The organism is Pseudomonas sp. zfem005 (assembly GCF_032621735.1).
Lineage (GTDB): Bacteria > Pseudomonadota > Gammaproteobacteria > Pseudomonadales > Pseudomonadaceae > Metapseudomonas > Metapseudomonas solani.
In genome coordinates this window covers 351,123-370,287 of the sequence record NZ_JAVYJE010000001.1, presented here as the reverse complement: position 1 = coordinate 370,287, position 19,165 = coordinate 351,123, and the positions used below count along the sequence as shown (strand labels likewise).

13 protein-coding genes are annotated in these 19,165 nt (G+C 68.1%); 3 read left to right on the top strand and 10 right to left on the bottom strand.

Annotated elements, in window-relative coordinates:
• Positions 1-185 precede the first annotated feature (185 nt).
• The 3 genes from RTW82_RS01675 to RTW82_RS01665 form a co-directional block, all read right to left on the bottom strand.
• Positions 186-1,553, bottom strand: coding sequence for a GTPase/DUF3482 domain-containing protein (locus RTW82_RS01675; RefSeq protein ID WP_316924067.1), 1,368 nt, complete (start codon positions 1,551-1,553; stop codon positions 186-188).
• Positions 1,546-2,934: a DUF2868 domain-containing protein gene (locus tag RTW82_RS01670; RefSeq protein WP_316924066.1), complete on the bottom strand. Its 1,389-nt coding sequence runs from the start codon at positions 2,932-2,934 to the stop codon at positions 1,546-1,548. Before RTW82_RS01670 ends, RTW82_RS01675 begins: the two co-directional genes overlap by 8 nt.
• Before the next feature lie 98 nt (positions 2,935-3,032).
• Complete coding sequence (locus RTW82_RS01665; RefSeq protein ID WP_316924065.1) at positions 3,033-4,184, bottom strand: glycerophosphodiester phosphodiesterase; 1,152 nt, start codon at positions 4,182-4,184, stop codon at positions 3,033-3,035.
• 157 nt (positions 4,185-4,341) lie between these two features.
• Between RTW82_RS01665 and RTW82_RS01660 the strand changes: the two genes are divergently transcribed.
• Positions 4,342-4,854 carry a dihydrofolate reductase gene (locus RTW82_RS01660; RefSeq protein ID WP_316924064.1) on the top strand — a complete coding sequence of 171 codons (513 nt, stop codon included), beginning with the start codon at positions 4,342-4,344 and terminating at the stop codon, positions 4,852-4,854.
• Positions 4,855-4,861: 7 nt separating this feature from the next.
• Here the strand turns inward: RTW82_RS01660 and RTW82_RS01655 are convergent, their stop codons facing one another.
• The 7 genes from RTW82_RS01655 to RTW82_RS01625 form a co-directional block, all read right to left on the bottom strand.
• Positions 4,862-8,950, bottom strand: a complete 4,089-nt coding sequence (locus RTW82_RS01655; RefSeq protein ID WP_316924063.1) for a DEAD/DEAH box helicase — start codon at positions 8,948-8,950, stop codon at positions 4,862-4,864.
• 56 nt (positions 8,951-9,006) lie between these two features.
• Positions 9,007-9,471, bottom strand: coding sequence for a metallophosphoesterase family protein (locus RTW82_RS01650; RefSeq protein ID WP_271659679.1), 465 nt, complete (start codon positions 9,469-9,471; stop codon positions 9,007-9,009).
• A 37-nt stretch (positions 9,472-9,508) separates the two neighbouring features.
• Positions 9,509-10,888 carry a uracil-xanthine permease family protein gene (locus tag RTW82_RS01645; RefSeq protein WP_316924062.1) on the bottom strand — a complete coding sequence of 460 codons (1,380 nt, stop codon included), beginning with the start codon at positions 10,886-10,888 and terminating at the stop codon, positions 9,509-9,511.
• 224 nt (positions 10,889-11,112) lie between these two features.
• Positions 11,113-11,451, bottom strand: coding sequence for a hypothetical protein (locus tag RTW82_RS01640; protein WP_316924061.1), 339 nt, complete (start codon positions 11,449-11,451; stop codon positions 11,113-11,115).
• A 194-nt stretch (positions 11,452-11,645) separates the two neighbouring features.
• Positions 11,646-13,487 (bottom strand): dihydroxy-acid dehydratase, encoded by a 1,842-nt coding sequence (gene ilvD, locus RTW82_RS01635; protein ID WP_316924060.1) that lies wholly within the window; start codon positions 13,485-13,487, stop codon positions 11,646-11,648.
• Between the two features lie 245 nt (positions 13,488-13,732).
• The gene (locus RTW82_RS01630; RefSeq protein WP_316924059.1) at positions 13,733-15,763 is read right to left on the bottom strand and encodes a hemopexin repeat-containing protein; all 2,031 of its coding nucleotides are present in this window, start codon (positions 15,761-15,763) and stop codon (positions 13,733-13,735) included.
• Positions 15,764-15,951: 188 nt separating this feature from the next.
• The gene (locus RTW82_RS01625; protein WP_021218320.1) at positions 15,952-17,148 is read right to left on the bottom strand and encodes a class I SAM-dependent rRNA methyltransferase; all 1,197 of its coding nucleotides are present in this window, start codon (positions 17,146-17,148) and stop codon (positions 15,952-15,954) included.
• Between the two features lie 299 nt (positions 17,149-17,447).
• Here RTW82_RS01625 and RTW82_RS01620 point away from each other — a divergent pair, with 299 nt between their 5' ends.
• Both RTW82_RS01620 and mutM read left to right on the top strand, forming a co-directional pair.
• Positions 17,448-18,260 carry an HDOD domain-containing protein gene (locus tag RTW82_RS01620; RefSeq protein ID WP_162164706.1) on the top strand — a complete coding sequence of 271 codons (813 nt, stop codon included), beginning with the start codon at positions 17,448-17,450 and terminating at the stop codon, positions 18,258-18,260.
• A 30-nt stretch (positions 18,261-18,290) separates the two neighbouring features.
• Positions 18,291-19,103 carry a bifunctional DNA-formamidopyrimidine glycosylase/DNA-(apurinic or apyrimidinic site) lyase gene (gene mutM, locus RTW82_RS01615; RefSeq protein ID WP_316924058.1) on the top strand — a complete coding sequence of 271 codons (813 nt, stop codon included), beginning with the start codon at positions 18,291-18,293 and terminating at the stop codon, positions 19,101-19,103.
• Positions 19,104-19,165: the final 62 nt, after the last annotated feature.

Here is a 19,165-nt window from a genome sequence, read left to right as displayed (position 1 = left end):
GCGGCCCCAGGACCCACCTGTGGTCGCCCGCCGGGTGGGGCGAACTCATTCGCGAAGAATCTGCCCCGATCCCCGGGCTGAAGCCCGGGCTACGCCCTGCGTGGCGGCCACTTTCGTAGGATGGGTAGAGCGACGCGAAACCCATAACGCGGAGCCTCAGGCATTCTTCGCCATGCCTGCCCAAATCACCCCAACTCCGCCGCCAGCGCCTTCACCTGCTCCTGCCGCTCCGCCTGTTCCAGCTCCGCGCCGGGGTTGAGCGACGACCATTCCGGGTGCGCCCGCGCCTTGCCTAATGCCGGGGGCAACTTGCCCTGGCGCCATTGCTTCTCGTCCGGCGCCGTCATGCGGATGGCGTCGACGGCGGCGTGCCCGCGTGCATCCAGGGCCTGCAGCAGCTGGCGCTGGCGCAGGGCGAGCAGGCGCAGGATGGCGTCGTCCACGGTCAGCTCGCGCTGGCCACGGATCTTGCCCAGCAGGCGTTCGCCGTAGTGGCCGACGGTCTGCCAGGCGCCGCCGGCGATGGCGCCCAGGGCCGCCGCGGCGCCCAGGGTCAGGCCGCCCACCAGCAGGTCGACGCCGGCCCCGGCGGCGGCACCGGCCGCCATGCCGCTGCCCAGGCGCACGCCGAGCTGCTTGAGGGTTTCGGGGTTGAACAGGTCATCGCCCCAGCGCCCGTCCAGCAAAGGCAGGTCACCGGCGGCGGCATCTTCCGGGCGGAAGGCGTGCAGGCGCAGCAGGGCATCCACGCAGGCCTGTTCGCGGGCGCGCACCTGCTGGCGCAGGGCCTCGGTGGCCCGGGCCAGGCTGGCTTCGTCGGCCGGCACGCTGCGGCGGCAGGCGGCGACATCCAGCAGCAGCTCGGCGATCAGTCGCGCCCCGGCCCGCCGGCGCAGGCCGCGCTGGGCCTCGTGGTCCTCGATCAGCCGTTGCAGTTGCGGGCGTGCCCGTTCCAGCAGCAGGGCCAGGCTCTCGTAGAGGCGGCGCTCGCCATCCAGCGGCGGCGCCACGCTGTCGAAGCGCACCAGCGCGTGCAGGCCCAGGCGTGCCAGGGCCTCGCGCCATTCGGCCTCGCGGTGGTCGTTGACCGCGACGAAGTTCAGCACCGGCAGCAGCGGCCGGCCGCACATGGCCAGCACCGCCAGCTCGTCGCGGTACTTGGCCAGCACCGGCTCGCGGGCGTCGATCACATAGAGGCCGGCATCGGAGGCCAGCAACTGGCGCAGCACCTTGGCCTCCTGCTCGAAGCGCTGGCGCGCCTCGCTGCCGTCGAGGAAGCGCGCCAGCCGTGCCGGGCCGTCCAGGCGCTCGCCGGGGCGTTCGAGGCGCTCCAGGTAGTCGAGCAGCGCGATGGCGTCTTCCAGGCCGGGGGTGTCGTAGAGCTCCAGCAGCGGCTGGCCGTCCACCGACAGGCGCGCGCCCTCGACATGGCGGGTGGTGCTGGGGCGGTGGGACACCTCGCCAAAGCCGCGATCACGCAGCAGGGTGCGCAGCAGCGAGGTCTTGCCGACGTTGGTGTGGCCTACCACGGCCAGTTTCAGTGCGTCAGTCATGGCCCTTCTCCAGCCAGGCGAGGGGCGAGCTGTCGGCGTGTTCCAGCTCCAGGCGCGACAGGGCCTGGTGCCATTCGCCCAGGCGCAGGCTGTCCAGCGCCGCGCCCGGTGGGGCGGGCAGCAGCCAGATGCGCGTGGCGGCGGCGCAGCGCGCCAGTTCGCCGATCAGCGCCAGGGTGCCGCGGTCCGGCGAGCGGCGTGGGTCGCAGGCAATCGCCAGGCGTTGCGGCGGGAAGCGGGTGAGCTGCTCCAGCAGGCGCTGGCGCTGCTCGCGGCTGTCGAGGATACCGGCATCGCCCACGCCGCGTGGCAGGGTCGGTGGCCAGGGACGGCTGTCGTCCAGTTCGATGGCCACCAGCAAGGCACCGCTGCCGCTGTCGGGGTGGGCGTGAGTAGCGTCGGTCAGCGCCAGGCCGGGGTCGGCGTCCAGCACGCCGAGGCGTTCGCTGGCCGGTTGCAGGCGCTCGCGCAGCAGGCCGTAGCCGGGCAGGGCGAGGTCCAGGTCGAGCCGTTCGCGGCCGCTGCGCCAGCGCCACAGGCACAGCGCCGTCAGCAGCAGGCGCGGCAGCAGGCCATAGACCAGGGTCACCCCCAGCAGCCAGCCGGACCAGGCCTGGCGCGCATCGGCGGCGGCCACTACGTCGCTGCTGGCGCGGATGGTGTCGGCGTCCGGCAGGGCGAAGCCGAGCAGGGCGGGCAGGGCGCCCAGGGCCTGGGTCAGGGCGACGAAGGTGTCGCTGCCGAGGATGGTGGTTTCCCAGACGAAGCCGTAGCGCCGGGTGGCCAGCAGCGCCAGCAGGCATAGCAGCGCGGTGCCCAGGCTGAGGCTCCAGAGCCCGTTGACCAGTGCGCCCAGGCCCCAGCGGGCGAGGCGGCGGCGTTGCAGCAGCACCAGCAGCGCCGGGCCCAGCTGCGCGGCGGCGGCGTCCCGGGCGAGCTTGCCGCTGAGCCACCACCAGAGGCGGCCGAGGACGCTGGCGTGGCCACCGAAAGCGAGCCCCAGCAGCCAGCCGAGCAGCATCAGCAGGTGCAGGCCGAGCAGGCTGCCCATGGCCCAGAACACGTTGACCGGGCGCTGGCCGTCGCCCAGGGCGGCTACCGCCAGCGTGGCGCCGGTGGCCAGGGCCACCAGCAACAGCGCGGCGAATGCCAGGCGCGCACCCTGCAACCAGTGCAGCAGGGCGGCCAGTTGGCCGTCGCGTTCGGCGAGCCACAGGGCACGGGTCTGGATGCGCTGCGGGAGGTCACCGCCAGCGGCATTGGCGCGGCGGTTGGCTTCGCCGTCTTCCAGCGGGCCGGCGTGTTCTTCGCGCAGGCGCACGGCTTCGGTCAGCCAGAGGCGCTGCAGGGGGGTGAGGTTCGGCGGCGGGCTCTCGGTCACGCGGGTTCTCTTCCGGTGGGACGAGGCAGAAGCATAACCGCTGAACGGCGGGAAGGTGGAACCCCGGCCGTCTGGGCCGGGGTGTCGCGGCGTGCGGGTCAGTGGGCGGCCCGTTGCGCCCTCACGCGCACGGCGATGTCCGGCTGGTCGATGAACAGGCCGTCGATGCCGGTGTCGAGGAAGGCATTGATCTCCGCCTCGATATCGCCGCGCACCTGCGGGTCGGCACCGTTGCGCAGGTTGGTGGGGAGGAAGGCGTTCTCCGCGCGGAAGGTGTAGGGGTGCACCTTGAGCCCGGCGGCGTGGGCGTCGGCGACGAAGCGGGTGGGCTGGCCCAGGTTGCCGGCGGCGTCGCGGGGGATCACGTAGGCCTTGTCCGGGCCGACCCCGGCGGCATAGCGGGCGACGGTCTTGAGGCCGGCGGCGCTGGCCATCTTGGCGTAGGTCAGGCCGGTGCCCAGCACCTGCTGGTCATAGGGCTGGCCGGCGCCGTAGAGCTGGATCAGGCGGATGCTGCTCTGCCGGGCGATGCGCTGCAGGTTGTCCACCTCGAAGGACTGGATGTACACCGCCGAGCGGCGGTCGGTGTAGCCGTTGCGCTGCAGGGTGCGCAGCAGCGGTTTCTCCATGGCCAGGCCGAGCTGCTGGAAGTGGGTGGGGTGCTTGGTCTCGATGTACAGGCCGATGCGCCGCTGCTGGCTGAGCTGCAGGCTCTTCACCAGGTCGATGATCTCCTGCAGGGTGGGGATCTCGAAGGCGCCGTCCAGCCGTGCGTTGCCCGGGCGCACCTGGGGGATGCGCTCGATGGCCTTGAGGGTCTTCAGCTCGGCCAGGGTGAAGTCTTCGCTGAACCAGCCGGTGAGCGCCACGCCGTCGATGGTCTGGGTGCGCTTGCGGTCGGCGAACTCGGGGTGCTTGCCGACGTCGGTGGTCAGCCCCAGTTCGTTGTCGTGGCGGGCCACCAACTGGCCGTCGCGGGTCATCACCAGGTCCGGTTCGACGAAGTCGGCGCCTTGCAGGGCGGCCAGGGCGTAGGAGGCCAGGGTGTGCTCCGGCACATAGCCGCTGGCGCCGCGATGGCCGACCACCAGCGGCTTGCCCTCGCCCTGGGCATGGCCCTTGGCGGCGCGGGGCTGCTGGGCGGCCCAGTCGATGGCGGATTGCACCGGGTCCGGCGCGGCGAATGAACAGAGGGGCAACGTCAGGCTGCAGACCGCCAGCCAATGCCGCAGGGTGGAAATGGATGCCATGGGGCGTCTCCTTGCGGTAGGGGAAGCGCAAGCCTGCCGCAGGATAGATGACGGTTTATGGTGCGCCGCGCGGCAAGTGTTGCGAGGCGTGACCGGCCCGACGGACAGAAAGAAAGGCCGGCTGGCCTGGCCGCTTCGCTCTGGTATTCTCGCCGCCATGAAAAAGACCCTGCCCCTCTCCCTGATCGCCGCCCTCGCGCAGAACCGCGTGATCGGCCGTGACAACCAACTGCCCTGGCACCTGCCGGCGGACCTCAAGCACTTCAAGGCCCTGACCCTGGGCAAGCCCATCATCATGGGCCGCAAGACCTGGGATTCCCTGGGCCGCCCGCTGCCGGGGCGCCTCAACCTGGTGGTCAGCCGCCAGGCCGGCCTGCAGCTGGAGGGCGCCGAGGTGTTCGCCAGCCTGGAAGAGGCCGTGGTGCGTGCCGAAGCCTGGGCCCGTGAGGAAGATGCCGAGGAAGTGATGCTGATCGGCGGTGCCCAGCTCTACACCCAGGGCCTGGAGCACGGCGACCGCCTCTACCTGACCCGCGTCGAACTGGCCCCGGAAGGCGATGCCTTCTTCCCCGAAGTGCCGGATGCCGATTGGCACCTGGCCTCCAGCATCGAGCATGAAGCCGGCGATGCCACCCCCGCCTATGCCTTCCAGGTGTGGGAGCGGCGCTAAGGCCGCTTCAGCGCTCTTCTCCGCGCAATAGCTTGAGGAGCGCTTCGGCGTCCAGCCGGGCACTCATCTCGCCGCCTTCCAGCAGGCTGTCCGCCAGGGCGCGCTTCTTCTGGTGCAGGGCGACGATCTGTTCCTCGATGGTCTGTTCCGTCATCAACCGGTAGACGGTGACGGGCCGTTGCTGCCCCATACGGTGTGCCCGATCGCTGGCCTGGTCCTCTACGGCCGGGTTCCACCAGGGGTCGAGGTGGATCACGTAGTCGGCCGCCGTCAGATTGAGGCCAGTGCCCCCCGCCTTCAGGCTGATGAGGAAGAGTTCACCCTCTCCGGCCTGGAACGCATCGACCCGGGTACGACGATCCTTGGCCGGGGTTGAGCCATCCAGATACTGGTAGCCGATGCCGTTCTGCTCGACCCATGCCCGGACGATCTGCAGGTGATCGACGAACTGGCTGAACACCAGCGCGCGGTGCCCGTTGGCCAGCAGCTCCTCGGTGATCTCGGCGAAGGCCTGTAGCTTGCTGCCCTCCAGCGTGCTGCCCGGTACCGACAGTGAGGGGTGGCAGCAGAAGCGCCGCAGGCGGGTGATTTCCGCCAGTACCTGGACGGGGTTGGCGTTGCCGCTTGCCGAAGGCTCGAGATTGCTCAGCGCCTGCTGGCGCAAGGCTTCGTAGAGGTGGGCTTCTTCCGAGGACAGGGGCACGCGGTAGGTGATCTCGGTGCGCGGCGGCAGCTCCTCCAGCACCTGGCTTTTCAGGCGGCGCAGCAGGAAGGGCTGGATCAGTTTGCGCAAGGTGCGGCGGGCAGCACCGTCGCCCCGTTCGATGGGGATGGCGAAGCGCGCGTTGAAGCTCTCCTGGCCGCCGAGCAGGCCGGGGTTGATGAAGCGGAACAGGTTCCATAACTCGCCCAGGTGGTTTTCCAGCGGGGTGCCGGTGGCCACGGCGCGGAAGTCGGCCTGCAGGGCCATTGCAGCCTGGGAGCGCTTGGTCTGGGCATTCTTGATGGCTTGTGCCTCGTCCAGCACCGCGCTGGTCCAGCGCTGGGCCGCGAAGGCCTCGCTGTCCTGGTGCAGGAGGCCGTAGCTGACGATCACCAGATCGCAGGGGCCAAGCGCGTCCAGACGGCGATCTTCATGGTAGAGGCGGGTCTTCAGGCTGGGGGCGAAGCGGGCGCATTCGGCCTGCCAGTTCAGGGTGACCGTCGTGGGTGCGACCACCAGTTGTGGTCCCTGCCCGGCTCTCTCAAGCAACAGCGCGAGCAACTGCACCGTTTTGCCCAGGCCCATGTCGTCGGCCAGGCAGGCCCCTACGCCCCAGTGTGCGAGGCGGGACAGCCAGCAGAACCCCTCGTGCTGATAGTCGCGCAGCTGCGCGAGCAGGGTCCTGGGGGGCGTCGGCTGGTGGGCCCGCATGCTCGCGAGTCGCTCAAGGTGGCCTTGCCAGTGGTGATCGGCCTTGAAGTCGGCGACCTCCTCGGCCAGCGCTTCCAGCAGGGGGGCGCTGAGGGATGTGAGCTGCAGGCCTGTGTCGGAGGAACGCTCGGCCAGGTGCTGCAGTTCTTCCAACTGACGCCGCAGGCGCTCGTCCAGGACCAGCCAGTCGCGCTCGCCCAGGTGGACGAAACGGCCTGGCGAGGCCTGCTGCAGGTCGAGCAGGCGGCGCAGTTCCACGACCTTGCCATCGTCCAGCGTGAGCTGGCCCTGCAGGAGCAGCCAATCGCCCTGCTGCTTGAGCCCCAGGCGCATTTGCCCGAAGCCGACGCGGCCCTTGTGGTGGATGTGCCCGCCTTCGGGCCAGACGCACTGTAGGCCTTGCCCTTCCAGCGCCTTTAATTCATCGAGTACCTGCAGCGCATCCTGTGGGTCGACCAGGCTCCACTCCATGCCATCGGTGTCGCCCTGGGCCAGTCCGGGGCAGCCGTCCAGCACCCGTTGCTGGGCCTTGCGCTCGGCGTCGAGGTCCCGCCGGGCCTGGATCGTCTGTCCGGACTGCTCGCCCAGGATGTTGGCGCTGCCCTGCCCGGGGCGCAGCCAACTGCCATCCGGCAGCGGGCGTACCAGCAGTTGCAGGCGCAGCCCCTGTTCCAGCGGCACCAGGTGTGCGTAGAGCGTGCCATCCGCCTCCACCGCAGGGATCTGCGCGGTCAGCTCCGGCAGGTCGGAGTGGATCGGTAGCAGCGGCGCGAGATTGCCGATGGCGTCCAGCAACTGTGTCTTGGCCGTCATCGGCATGACGAGGCCCGTGCTGATGATCGCGGCCACCTGGCGGATACCCGGGCTGATCGGATACACCACCACCCGGGTCGGCGTTTCCTCCTCGATCACCACGCGGTTGTGGGTATCCACCTCCCAGGGGCTGAGGCGCAGATGCAGGCGCCCGTCGTTGCCGACGTCCAGGTGCAGGGCGGGCTGGCCGAGGACCAGGTCGAGGCGCAGGTCGGGCTGCTCGGCGCGGTACAGGGCCGGGTGGCCGACCAGGGCAGGCAGCGCTTCGTGCACCGGCAACTCATAGCGTTCACGGCCGTAGTAGTCGGTCGTGATCTGGATATGGCCTATGGCCTGACGGTCCTGATCATTGAGGAAGTCCAGGCTGCCAAGCTCGGTCACCAGGCGCTGCAGGGCGACGGCTCGCCCCTTGCTCCACTGGCCCTTGGCGTTGAGCTTCTGCTCCCGTGGCTCGACCTGGTCGTAGTAGCCGCCCAGGCTGATCAACCAGGCCAGGCGAGTTGTTCTTGGCGAGGGCTTGCCTTGCCCATTGGGGGTCTTCAGTTGCAGCAGTGCCTGCAGGGCCAGTTGCCAGGATTCCTGGCGCTGATAAGACTCCACCAGGGGGCGTAGCCCCGCCTCCTGGTGGACCCAGGTGAGCTGGCGGATTTGTCCGAACTGCTTTTCCAACAGGGCATCGAACTCAGCCGCCAGCCACAGATAGCCCGCCTCGGTGAGGGACTGACGGTAGTCGCTCAGTGTCTGCCGCCATGTGGAGGTGTTGGATTCATCCAACCAGTAGAGCCCCAGCGCCAGCATCAGGCCGTCCAGGCCCTCGGGGGCGGCGGGACGGTAGATGCTGTGCTTGGGGGTTGTGCCTTGCAGGCGTTCGTGGAGCACCCGGAGCACCAGGTAGGCCTGGCCGCAATCTTCCTTCTCGTTCTGGACTAGCGCCTGCTTGAGGGCGGTGCGCCGGGACGGCTCATAGTTGCTGATCAGTGCGAGGCTGTAGAGACCATTCAACACCGGGTGCCACAACGGGTTGCGCTGGCCGGTCTGTTTGCGCAGTTGGGCGCGCCAGGTTTCCAGATGACTCAGCGCTGCGGGCGTCTCTCCCTTGATGCAGTGGGTGATGACCTTCTCGAACATCACGAGCGTGGGCTGGCGGAGGTGAGCCAGGCTGGACCAGTGACCGCGCCAGAGGGCTTGCAGCAGGAGTTCCAGGGCCAGTTCGTCGTCGCGCTGCTGGCGGGCCAGAGCCAGGCCCTGCTCATAGGCTGTCGTGGCCGGGGCGAGGCGGAGATTGGTCTGCTGCAGATAGTGGGTCAGCAAGCAGCGCTGTATGGGGTCGGGTAGCAGCTGGAACAGTTGCTTGCCGGCTTCGTCGGTTTCCAGCAACTGGTGGGTCGGATGCATGTGCAGCATGCCGGACGAATAGGTGTGGTGCGGGTAACGGGTGAAGAGGCGCTTGAGTTCATCCGGGTTGCCGTCGAGCAGGGTGCACCACAGGGCTTGCAGAATGAACTCCGGTTTCGGGTCATACCAGATGTTAAGCGTTGCGAGGTGGTGTTGGGTCAGGCCGAGGCAGAGGGGCGCTTCCGGCGCATTGAACAGGTGCAACAGCACGTTGTTGCGCCGGGTGAGCTCAAGCCGGTTGGTCCGCCCGCGTGAGGTCTGCTCGCGCGTCAGCCAATGTGATCGTTCGAGGCTATCCAGCCAGGCGTCCACTTCATCGACCGAGAGGGCCCGGGATTCGGTGCGGGCGAAAGGGCACTGTTGCAGGTGCTTATGCAAAGCGGTCCGACCCCGGCCTTCGGGGCACAGCGCCAACTGGTAGAGAATCGCCCGGGCAGTGGCGGGCAGGTCCTCCAGGGGCACGGCAGGATTCATGGGCGTCGTATCGGTGGTGGGTGGGTGACGGCGTTATTCTGCATCAGTACGTGGCCTCAGGTACTCAGGGTTCGCAGCTCCGCCCGCACCCCATCGTCCCCTATCAACAGCAACCCCACCGATATCGGCAGCTTGAAGCGCCGAGGCCCGGCGCTGCCCGGGTTGATGTGGAGGATGCCGTCGCGGTGGGTGATCAGCGGCTTGTGGGAGTGGCCGGTGATGATGGCGTCGATGCCGCGCGTGGCGAGGTCGGCGGGGATGTCCGCCTGGTCGTGGACCAGATAGAGGCAGGTGCCGCCGGAGCGCAGGGTGGCGTCGTGAGGGATGCGTTGCGCCCAGTGCTCGGTGTCGTTGTTGCCGCGTACCACGGTCAGGGGTGCCAGGCGGCGCAAGGCGTCGAGGATCTCGGGCTTGCCGATGTCGCCGGCGTGGAGAATGTGGTCACAGCCTTGCAGGGCGGCCAGCGCCTGGGGCCGCAGGAGGCCGTGGGTGTCGGCGATCAGGCCGATGCGCAGGGTCATGGAAGGGGCCTCGTTGGAATGCGAGGCCCATTCTGCATCACTCGGCGGGGCGCGGGGATTCCGGCAGGAACCAGTTCAGCAGCAGCGCGCAGATGCCGCCGGTGGCGACTCCGGATTCCAGCACGTTGCGCAGCGCCGCCGGCATGTGCGCGAGGAACTCCGGCACCTGCGAAACGCCCAGGCCCAGGGCCAGGGACACGGCGATGATCAGCAGCGCGCGGCGGTCCAGCTCGATGCCGGCGAGGATGTTGATGCCCGAGGCGGCCACCGCGCCGAACATCACCATGGCCGCGCCGCCGAGCACCGGCTCGGGCACCGCCTGGATCACGCCGGCCACCGCCGGGAACAGGCCGAGGATCACCAGCACCACGGCGATCCACAGGCCGACGTGGCGGCTGGCGATGCCGGTGAGCTGGATCACGCCGTTGTTCTGCGCGAACACCGAGCTGGGGAAGGTGTTGAACACGCCGGCCAGCAGCGAGTTGGCGCCGTTCACCAGCACGCCGCCCTTGATGCGCTGCATCCACAGCGGGCCTTCCACCGGCTGGCGCGAGACCTTGCTGGTGGCGGTGACGTCGCCGATGGCTTCCAGCGAGGTGACCAGGTAGATCACCAGCATCGGGATGAACAGGCTCCAGGAGAAGCCCAGGCCGAAGTGCAGCGGCATCGGCACCTGGAACAGCTCGGCCTGGTGCATGCCGGTGAAGTCCAGGCGGCCCAGGTAGCCGGCCAGGGCATAGCCCACGGCCAGGGCGATGACGATGGCGCAGCTGCGCATCCACACCACGGGGATGCGGTTGAGCACGACGATGATCGCCAGCACGGTGCCGGACAGCAGCAGGTTCTCGCCATTGGCGAAGGTGCCGTTGGCCATGGCGCCGAAGCCGCCGCCCATGCTGATCAGGCCGACCCTGATCAGGGTCAGGCCGATCATCAGCACCACGATGCCGGTCACCAGCGGGGTGATCAGGCGTTTGACGAAGGGCAGGATGCGCGAGATGCCCATCTCCACGAAGGAGCCGGCGATCACCACGCCGAAGATGGCGGCCATCACCGCTTCCACCGGGGTGCCTTGCTTGACCATCAGCGCGCCGCCGGCGATCAGCGGGCCGACGAAGTTGAAGCTGGTGCCCTGGACGATCAGCAGCCCGGCGCCGAACGGGCCGAAGCGCTTGCACTGGACGAAGGTGGCGATGCCGGAGATCACCAGTGACATGGAGACGATCAGGTTGGTGTCGCGCGCCGAGACGCCGATGGCCTGGCAGATCAGCAGGCCGGGGGTGACGATGGGCACGATGATCGCCAGCAGGTGCTGCAGTGCGGCGAGCAGCGCCACCAGCGGGCGCGGCTTGTCGTCGAGGCCGTAGACCAGCTCGTTGCGGGAGGTGGAAGTGGCCGGGTTTTCCAGTGAACTCATGGCGATGGTCCGCAAAAAAGCGGCGATTCTACCTGAATGGCTGGGGGCGCCGGTCAGATGTTTGGCGGGTGCTGGAGCGCATGGGTAGGAGCGAGCTTTGCTCGCGAAGTGCCTGCTTTGGACGCGTTTGTGTAGGGGCGAATTCATTCGCCCGCTTCTGGCCGCGCATGGGGCCGCTACGCGGCCCTTGGCGACTGAAGTCGCCCCTACATGACAGGTGCACCCTAAGGAGCACTGATGGCGCGAATAATCAGGCTCGTGTCGACATTGATCGAGCGCTGACAGCGGTCCAGCGTGTCGATCATGCGTTGTAGCCTGGGTTGCAGGTCGATACCGAGTTCTGTGAGGGCATCGAGCTCGTCGAAGCTTTCCAGAACCTCTTTCAACTCTGCGCTGATGGGTAGGGTCGTGAGGGTGTTGCGGAATACGGGGCGGCCCAGGGACCAGATGCCGGTCTCGGCAGTCAGGGCGCCGCTCTTGATGCCTTCGAGAATTCCCCTCGCAAGCGAGGCGATGTAGAACTCGGCGGCACTCTCTTCGAATTCGAGCTTCAGGCTTTGCATGAAGTCTGGCGAGCTCCTATGAGCAGCGTGTAGGTCGGGTGCAACCCGACGTTTGCGGTGTCTGCGTGGGGCGGTGATGGGTTTCGCTGCGCTCTACGCCATCCTACGGTGCGTGCGGGTGAAGCCGCTGAGCTGACAGGGCACCCAATAAAAAGCCCGGCACATGGCCGGGCTTTTTCGTTCGCGGGTAGCGCTTACAGGTCTTCCAGCATCGCCTTGTTGCGCACGGCGCCCTTGTCGGCGCTGGTGGCGAGCAGGGCGTAGGCCTTGAGGGCGGTGGTCACCTTGCGGGTACGCGGGGCGGCGGGCTTCCAGCCTTTCTTGTCCTGCGCGGCGCGGCGGCTGGCCAGCTCTTCATCGGACACCAGCAGGTTGATGCTGCGGTTGGGGATGTCGATCAACACCTTGTCGCCGTCCTGCACCAGGCCGATGGCGCCACCGGCGGCGGCTTCCGGGGAAGCGTGGCCGATGGACAGGCCCGAGGTGCCGCCGGAGAAGCGGCCGTCGGTGAGCAGGGCGCATTGCTTGCCCAGGCCCTTGGACTTCAGGTAGCTGGTGGGGTACAGCATTTCCTGCATGCCCGGGCCGCCTTTCGGGCCTTCGTAGCGGATGATGACGATGTCGCCGGCCTTCACTTCGTCGGCGAGGATGCCCTTCACGGCGCTGTCCTGGCTTTCGAAGATCTTCGCGGTGCCTTCGAACACGTGGATGGATTCATCCACGCCCGCGGTCTTCACCACGCAGCCGTCCAGGGCGATGTTGCCGTAGAGCACGGCCAGGCCGCCCTCCTGGGAGTAGGCGTGCTCGACGCTGCGGATGCAGCCTTCGGCGCGGTCGTCGTCGAGGGTGTCCCAACGGGTGCTCTGGCTGAAGGCGACCTGGGTCGGGATGCCGGCCGGGCCCGCCTTGAAGAAGGTGTGCACGGCTTCGTCAGCGGTCTGGGTGATGTCCCACTGGGCGATGGCGTCGCTCATGCTCGGGCTGTGCACGGTGGGCACGTCGGTGTGCAGCAGGCCGCCACGGGCCAGCTCGCCGAGGATGCTGAAGATGCCGCCGGCGCGGTGCACGTCTTCCATGTGGTACTTCTGGATGTTCGGCGCCACCTTGCACAGCTGCGGCACCTTGCGCGACAGGCGATCGATGTCGCGCAGGTCGAAGGCGATCTCCGCCTCCTGGGCGGCGGCCAGCAGGTGCAGGATGGTGTTGGTGGAACCGCCCATGGCGATGTCCAGGGTCATGGCGTTCTCGAACGCCTTGAAGCTGGCGACGTTGCGCGGCAGCACGGAATCGTCGCCTTCGCCGTAGTAGCGCTGGCACAGCTCGACGGCCAGGCGGCCGGCGCGCAGGAACAGCTGCTCGCGGTCCGAGTGGGTGGCCAGGGTGGAGCCGTTGCCCGGCAGGCCGAGGCCCAGGGCTTCGACCAGGCAGTTCATCGAGTTGGCGGTGAACATGCCGGAGCAGGAGCCGCAGGTGGGGCAGGCGCTGCGCTCGTACTCGGCGACCTTCTCGTCGGAGCAGGAATCGTCGGCGGCGACCACCATGGCGTCCACCAGGTCCAGGCCGTGGTTGGCGAGCTTGGTCTTGCCGGCCTCCATCGGGCCGCCGGAGACGAACACCACCGGGATGTTCAGGCGCAGGGCGGCCATCAGCATGCCGGGGGTGATCTTGTCGCAGTTGGAGATGCAGACGATGGCGTCGGCGCAGTGGGCATTGACCATGTATTCCACGGAGTCGGCGATGATCTCGCGGCTCGGCAGGGAATAGAGCATGCCGTCATGGCCCATGGCGATGCCGTCGTCGACCGCGATGGTGTTGAATTCCTTGGCCACGCCACCGTTCTTTTCGATCTCGCGGGCGACCAGCTGGCCCAGGTCCTTCAGGTGCACGTGGCCGGGCACGAACTGGGTGAAGGAGTTGGCGATGGCGATGATCGGTTTCTTGAAGTCTTCGTCCTTCATCCCGGTGGCGCGCCAGAGGGCGCGGGCGCCGGCCATGTTGCGGCCGTGGGTGGAGGTCTTCGAGCGGTAATCAGGCATGTCTTCTGTCCTGCAGGCTGATCAGGTTATAGGTCGTATCGTGAGCGCGGTGGGTGCCGTTGGCAAACGGATGTGGTCGTTGCGTCCGGGGGTGGCGTGAGGGCATCGCGGGATCACCGCGCGCTCGGCCGGGGCTCACTGGCCCGCCTGAGGGTGTGGCAGGGAAGAGGGGATTCTAATCCCAGGTGCGCTCCGGGCGGAAGGCCGGGGGCCGAGCGGTCGGCGCGCACCTGGGTGACCGGGGGTCAGTCGACGCGGAAGTTCAGCTCATCGGCGAAGGGGAAGCCGGCGCCGCTGCCCTTCTCGAAGCGCAGTTCCACTTCCACCGAGGTGGCGCCGGCCGGCACCGTGCCGTAGAGGTTGCGGGCCAGCGGCTGGCCGTTGCGCTCGGCGGCGGTCAGGGCGGGCGTGGCGAAGGCGGTGCCCGTTTCGACGAAGCCGGTTAGGCCCGGCCAGGTGGCGCCGTCCACGGGGCGCGGGTAGCCGCTCTCGGCCTTGTCGGTGATCAGGTTGTAGCGCACGTACTCGCCGCCGTTGAACAGGTAGGCGATGGAGCTGTTGCGCTTGACCGCCGCATCCAGGCCCAGGGGCCACTGCTGCACGCCGGACCAGGTGGCGCCGGAGACGTCCAGCGGGTAGTTCTTGTCCGCCTTGTCGCCGGTGGCCAGGTTGTAGCGGATGTACTGGCTGCCCTTGAAGAAGTACAGCTTGGAGCCGCTGACCTCGAGCACGTCGTCGATGTCGCGGGCGCCGCCGGTGAAGCGCTCCAGGCCCGACCAGTTGCCGGCGATGGGCTTGGGATAACCGGGGTCGACGCGGTTGCTGGCGATGTCGAAGCGCACGTACTGGGTGCCCTTGAAGAAGTACACCTTGCCGTTGCCGGCGTTGAAGCCGGCGTCGATGTCCCGTGCGCCGCCCTCGAAGCCTTCGAAGCCGATCCAGTTGCCGGCGATGGGCTGTGGATAACCGGCGTCGACCTTGTCGTCGCGGTAGTTGTAGCGGTAGTAGCGATCGCCGGCGAAGAAGTAGCCGGTGTCGTCGTTCCAGTACACAGAACTGCGCTTCTCGGCGGTGTGGAAGCGCACCAGCACGCGGGCGTCATGGCTGCTGCCGGCGCTGGCGCCGAGCAGGGCGTCGAGCTGGAAGGGGCGGCCGGCGGCCTCCGGCGGCAGCTCGATGCGCTGGGTCAGGGAACCCTTGCCCTGGCCGACGAAGAGCTGGCCCTGGCCGGCGGGCAGTTCGCTGCGGGCGCCGTAGCGCATCACCGTCTGCAGGCCGCCCTTGGTCCAGCCGGCGATGTCCGGGTCGTAGGCCATGTCTGTGTGGGCCGCACCGTACTCGGCGCCGGGGTTGGCCAGCAGGTTCTGGCCGAAGGCGAAGGTGCGGGCCACGGGGTGCAGGCGCGAGCGGCCGTCCAGGGCCAGGCCCTGGGTGGATACGCCCAGGTGCTCGAACAGGGTGGGCACCACGTCCACCTGGCGCAGCGGGGTGGCCAGGCGGTTGCGGCCGAGGGCGGGAATGCCGGCGCCGCTGAGCACCACCGCCACCTTGCGGTGTTCGGGGCGGTTGGCGCCGTGGCCGGTGCTGCTGCCGCCGTGGTCGGTGCTCACCACGATCAGCCAGTTCTCCTGGGCGTAGGTGGGGCGCGACTTGATCGCCTGCAGCAGGCGGCCGAGGGCGGCGTCGGCCTGGCCCATGGCCTGGACGTATTGCGGGGTGTCGGAGTGGAAGCCGTGGCTGTGGCCGGCTTCGTCGACGCCGTAGTAGTAGGCGCTGAGCACGTCGAGGTCGGCGCGGTTGCGCAGCCAGTCCTCGGCCTGGGCGATCAGCACCGGGTCATTGGCTTCGGGGCCGTCGAACTTGAGGTCGGCCTGGGGCTTCATCTGCGCGTAGAGCGGCGACCAGTTGTAGGCATAGGCGGTCACCAGCTGGGGCTTGCGCTGTTCCAGCAGGGTGAGGAAGTGCGGGTACTGGGCGTAGTTCTGCCCGGTGAAGTTGTTGTCGCGCACGCCGTGCTTGTCGCGCTCGACGCCCATGAACAGGGTCGACCAGCCGGGGCCGCTCATGGAGGTGTCCGGTGACCAGCCGCCGTCGGTGTAGACGCCGCTGGCGATCAGTTGCTCGAGGTTGACCATGTTGCCGGCGGGAATGGCATCGGCCTTGAAGCCGTCGATACCGAAGAACAGCACCTTGTTGGTGCCGGCCTGGGCCTGCAAGGCGAGCAGCGAGGCGGTAGCGAGGGCCAGCAGGCGCCCCGCGCGTTTCATTGTTGTCATGACGCATCCTTGATTGTTGTGGTTGCAGCGATGCGATGCAGACGACGGGCTTGCCTCGCGGTGGTCTATACCAGCGTGGCCGAGTTGCGGGGGAATGACAGCGGGTCGGGAGGGGATGAAGTTTTGGTGAAAGGTTTGCGGCAGGCGGATGACGGGCGCCCCGGCACCGGGGCCGGGGCGCCGTCGGATCAGCTGTTGGGCAGCAGGCGGCAGGTGATGCTCTTGATGTAGCGGGTTTCCGGGATCGCCGGGTGCACCGGGTGGTCCGGGCCCTGGCCGCCGCGTTCCAGCAGCTGGATGTTGCGGTCCAGGTGGCGGGCGCTGCCGAGCAGGATGTTCTGCAGGTCGTCCTCGGGCAGGTGCATGGAGCAGGAGGCGCTGACCAGGATGCCGTCCTTGTTGAGCAGGCGCATGGCCTGTTCGTTGAGGCGGCGGTAGGCGGCTTCGCCGTTCTTAAGGTCCTTCTTGCGCTTGATGAAGGCGGGCGGGTCGGCCACCACCACGTCGAAGCGCTCCTCGGAGGCTTTCAGTTCCTTGAGGGCTTCGAAGACGTCGCCTTCGACGCAGGTGACCTGTTCGGCCACGCCGTTGAGGGTGGCGTTGCGCTCGACGCCGTCGAGGGCGAAGCCGCTGGCATCGACGCAGAACACTTCACTGGCGCCGAAGGCCGCGGCCTGCACGCCCCAGCCGCCGATGTAGCTGAACAGGTCGAGCACGCGCTTGCCCTTGACGTAGGGCGCCAGGCGCGCGCGGTTCATGCGGTGGTCGTAGAACCAGCCGGTCTTCTGGCCTTCCAGTACCGGGGCTTCGAACTTCACGCCGTTCTCTTCCAGGGCGACCCACTCGGGCACCACGCCGAAGGCGGTGTCCACGTAACGCTCCAGGCCTTCGGCGTCACGGGCGGCGGAGTCGTTCTTCCACAGCACGCCACGGGGCTTGAGCACCTGCACCAGGGCTTCGAGCACGGCGTCCTTGTTGCGCTCCATGGCGGCGGAGGCCAGTTGCACCACGATATGGTCGCCGAAACGGTCCACCACCAGGCCCGGGAGCAGGTCGGAGTCGCCGTAGACCAGGCGGTAGTAGGGCTTGTCGAACAGGCGCTCGCGCAGGCTCAGGGCCACGTTGATGCGGTGCACCAGCAGCGACTTGTCGAGGCTGTGCTTGACGTCGCGGGACACCAGGCGCGCGCAGATGAGGTTGTTCGGGCTCAGCGCGACCACGCCCAGGGCCTTGCCGCCAGCGGCTTCGAGGATGGCCTGGTCGCCGGGCTGGAAGGCGTTCAGCGGAGTGGCGACCACGTCGATCTCGTTGCTGTAGACCCACAGGTGGCCGGCGCGCAGGCGTCGATCGGCGTTGGCTTTGAGGCGCAGGCTGGGCAGGGACATGGGTCGCTCTCCGGAAAAAAGAGCGGGATTATAACCGAAGGCGCCCACCGAACCTGCTACCGGCGGGCGTTCTCCGCACCACCCGCGAGTGCTTTTCCCGGTGCTGGCACAGCAGTGCCGACGCAGTCGCGAATCGGTCGCTTTCCGAGCCGACCGTTAGGCGAAAGTTCAGCTAAAACGCTGGCCAGTTCGCCGCTGCCTGGGGTTAGACTGTCAGCCTTATTTTCCGTCCCAGTCTCGCTGTCATGGCCCAAGAACTCTCTGCTGAACAGATCCGTCATTTCCTCCAGGGCATCAGCGTGCCGCCCCAGCCGCAGATCATGGTCGACCTGCAGATGGAGCAGGTCATGCCCAGCCCTGACCTGCGCACCATCGCCAAGCTCATCAGCCAGGATCCGGGCCTGTCGGGCGCGCTGCTGAAGATCGTCAACTCGCCGTTCTACGGGCTAACCAACCGCATCGCCTCGATCCAGCAGGCGGTCAACCTGCTGGGCTGCAACACGGTGATCAACCTGATCAACGCGCAGTCGATCAAGGGCGAGATGACCGACGAGACCATCGTCACCCTGAACCGCTTCTGGGACACCGCCCAGGACGTGGCCATGACCTGCCTGACCCTGGCCAAGCGCATCGGCCACCAGCAGGCCGACGAGGCCTATGCGCTGGGGTTGTTCCACAACTGCGGCATCCCGCTGATGCTCAAGCGCTTCCCCGACTACATGACGGTGCTGGAGGAGGCCTATGCCAGCGCCAGCGTCGAGCGCCGCATCGTCGACACCGAGAACCGCCTGCTCAACACCAACCATGCTGTGGTGGGCTACTTCACCGCGCGCTCCTGGCGCCTGCCGGAGCACCTCTGCGAGGCCATCGCCAACCACCACAACGCGCTGTCGATCTTCAGCGACGACTCCGGCCGCGATGCGCCGTTGAAGACGCTGCTGGCGATCCTGAAGATGGCCGAGCACGTCTGCGCCTCGCACCTGGTGCTGGGCAACCAGGCCGACGACCACGAGTGGAACAGCATCCGCGCGCTGGTGCTCGACTATGTCGGTCTGTCGGAGTACGACTTCGAGAACCTCAAGGAAAGCATCCGCGAACTGGGCGCCCACTGATCGCCCGCAGCGCTTCACGCCGAGACACCCATGCCTGAATTACCTGAAGTCGAAACCACGCGGCGGGGCATCGCGCCCTACCTCGAAGGCCAGCGCGTGAGCCGCGTGGTGGTGCGTGAGCGCCGCCTGCGCTGGCCCATCCCCGAAGACCTCGACGTGCGCCTCTCCGGCCAGCGTTTCGTGGTCGTCGAACGCCGCGCCAAGTACCTGCTGCTGCAGGCCGAGGCGGGCACGCTGATCAGCCACCTGGGGATGTCCGGCAACCTGCGCCTGGTGGAAACGGGTACGGCGGCGGCCAAGCACGAGCATGTGGATATCGAGCTGGAGTCGGGCCTTTCGCTGCGCTACACCGACCCGCGCCGCTTCGGTGCCATGCTCTGGAGCCAGGACCCGCACAACCACGAACTGCTGCGCAACCTGGGCCCCGAGCCGCTGACCGGGCTGTTCGATGGCGAGCGCCTGTACCAGCTGTCCCGCGGGCGCAGCATGGCGGTGAAGCCCTTCATCATGGATAACGCCGTGGTGGTGGGCGTGGGCAACATCTACGCCACCGAGGCGCTGTTCGCTGCCGGCATCGACCCGCGCCGCGAGGCGGGCACGGTGTCGCGGGCGCGCTACCTGAAGCTCGCCGAGGAGATCAAGCGCATCCTCGCCCACGCCATCGAGCGTGGCGGCACCACCCTGCGCGACTTCGTCGGCGGCGACGGCCAGCCGGGCTACTTCCAGCAGGAGCTGTTCGCCTATGGGCGCGGCGGCGAGTTCTGCAAGGCCTGTGGCTCCACCCTGCGCGAGGTTAAGCTGGGGCAGCGGGCCAGCGTCTACTGCCCGCGCTGCCAGCGCTAAGCCGGCGAGGCCCTGCCGGCCTGCGGTCGCGAACGTCGAGAAATGCCGAGAACAATAAGAAG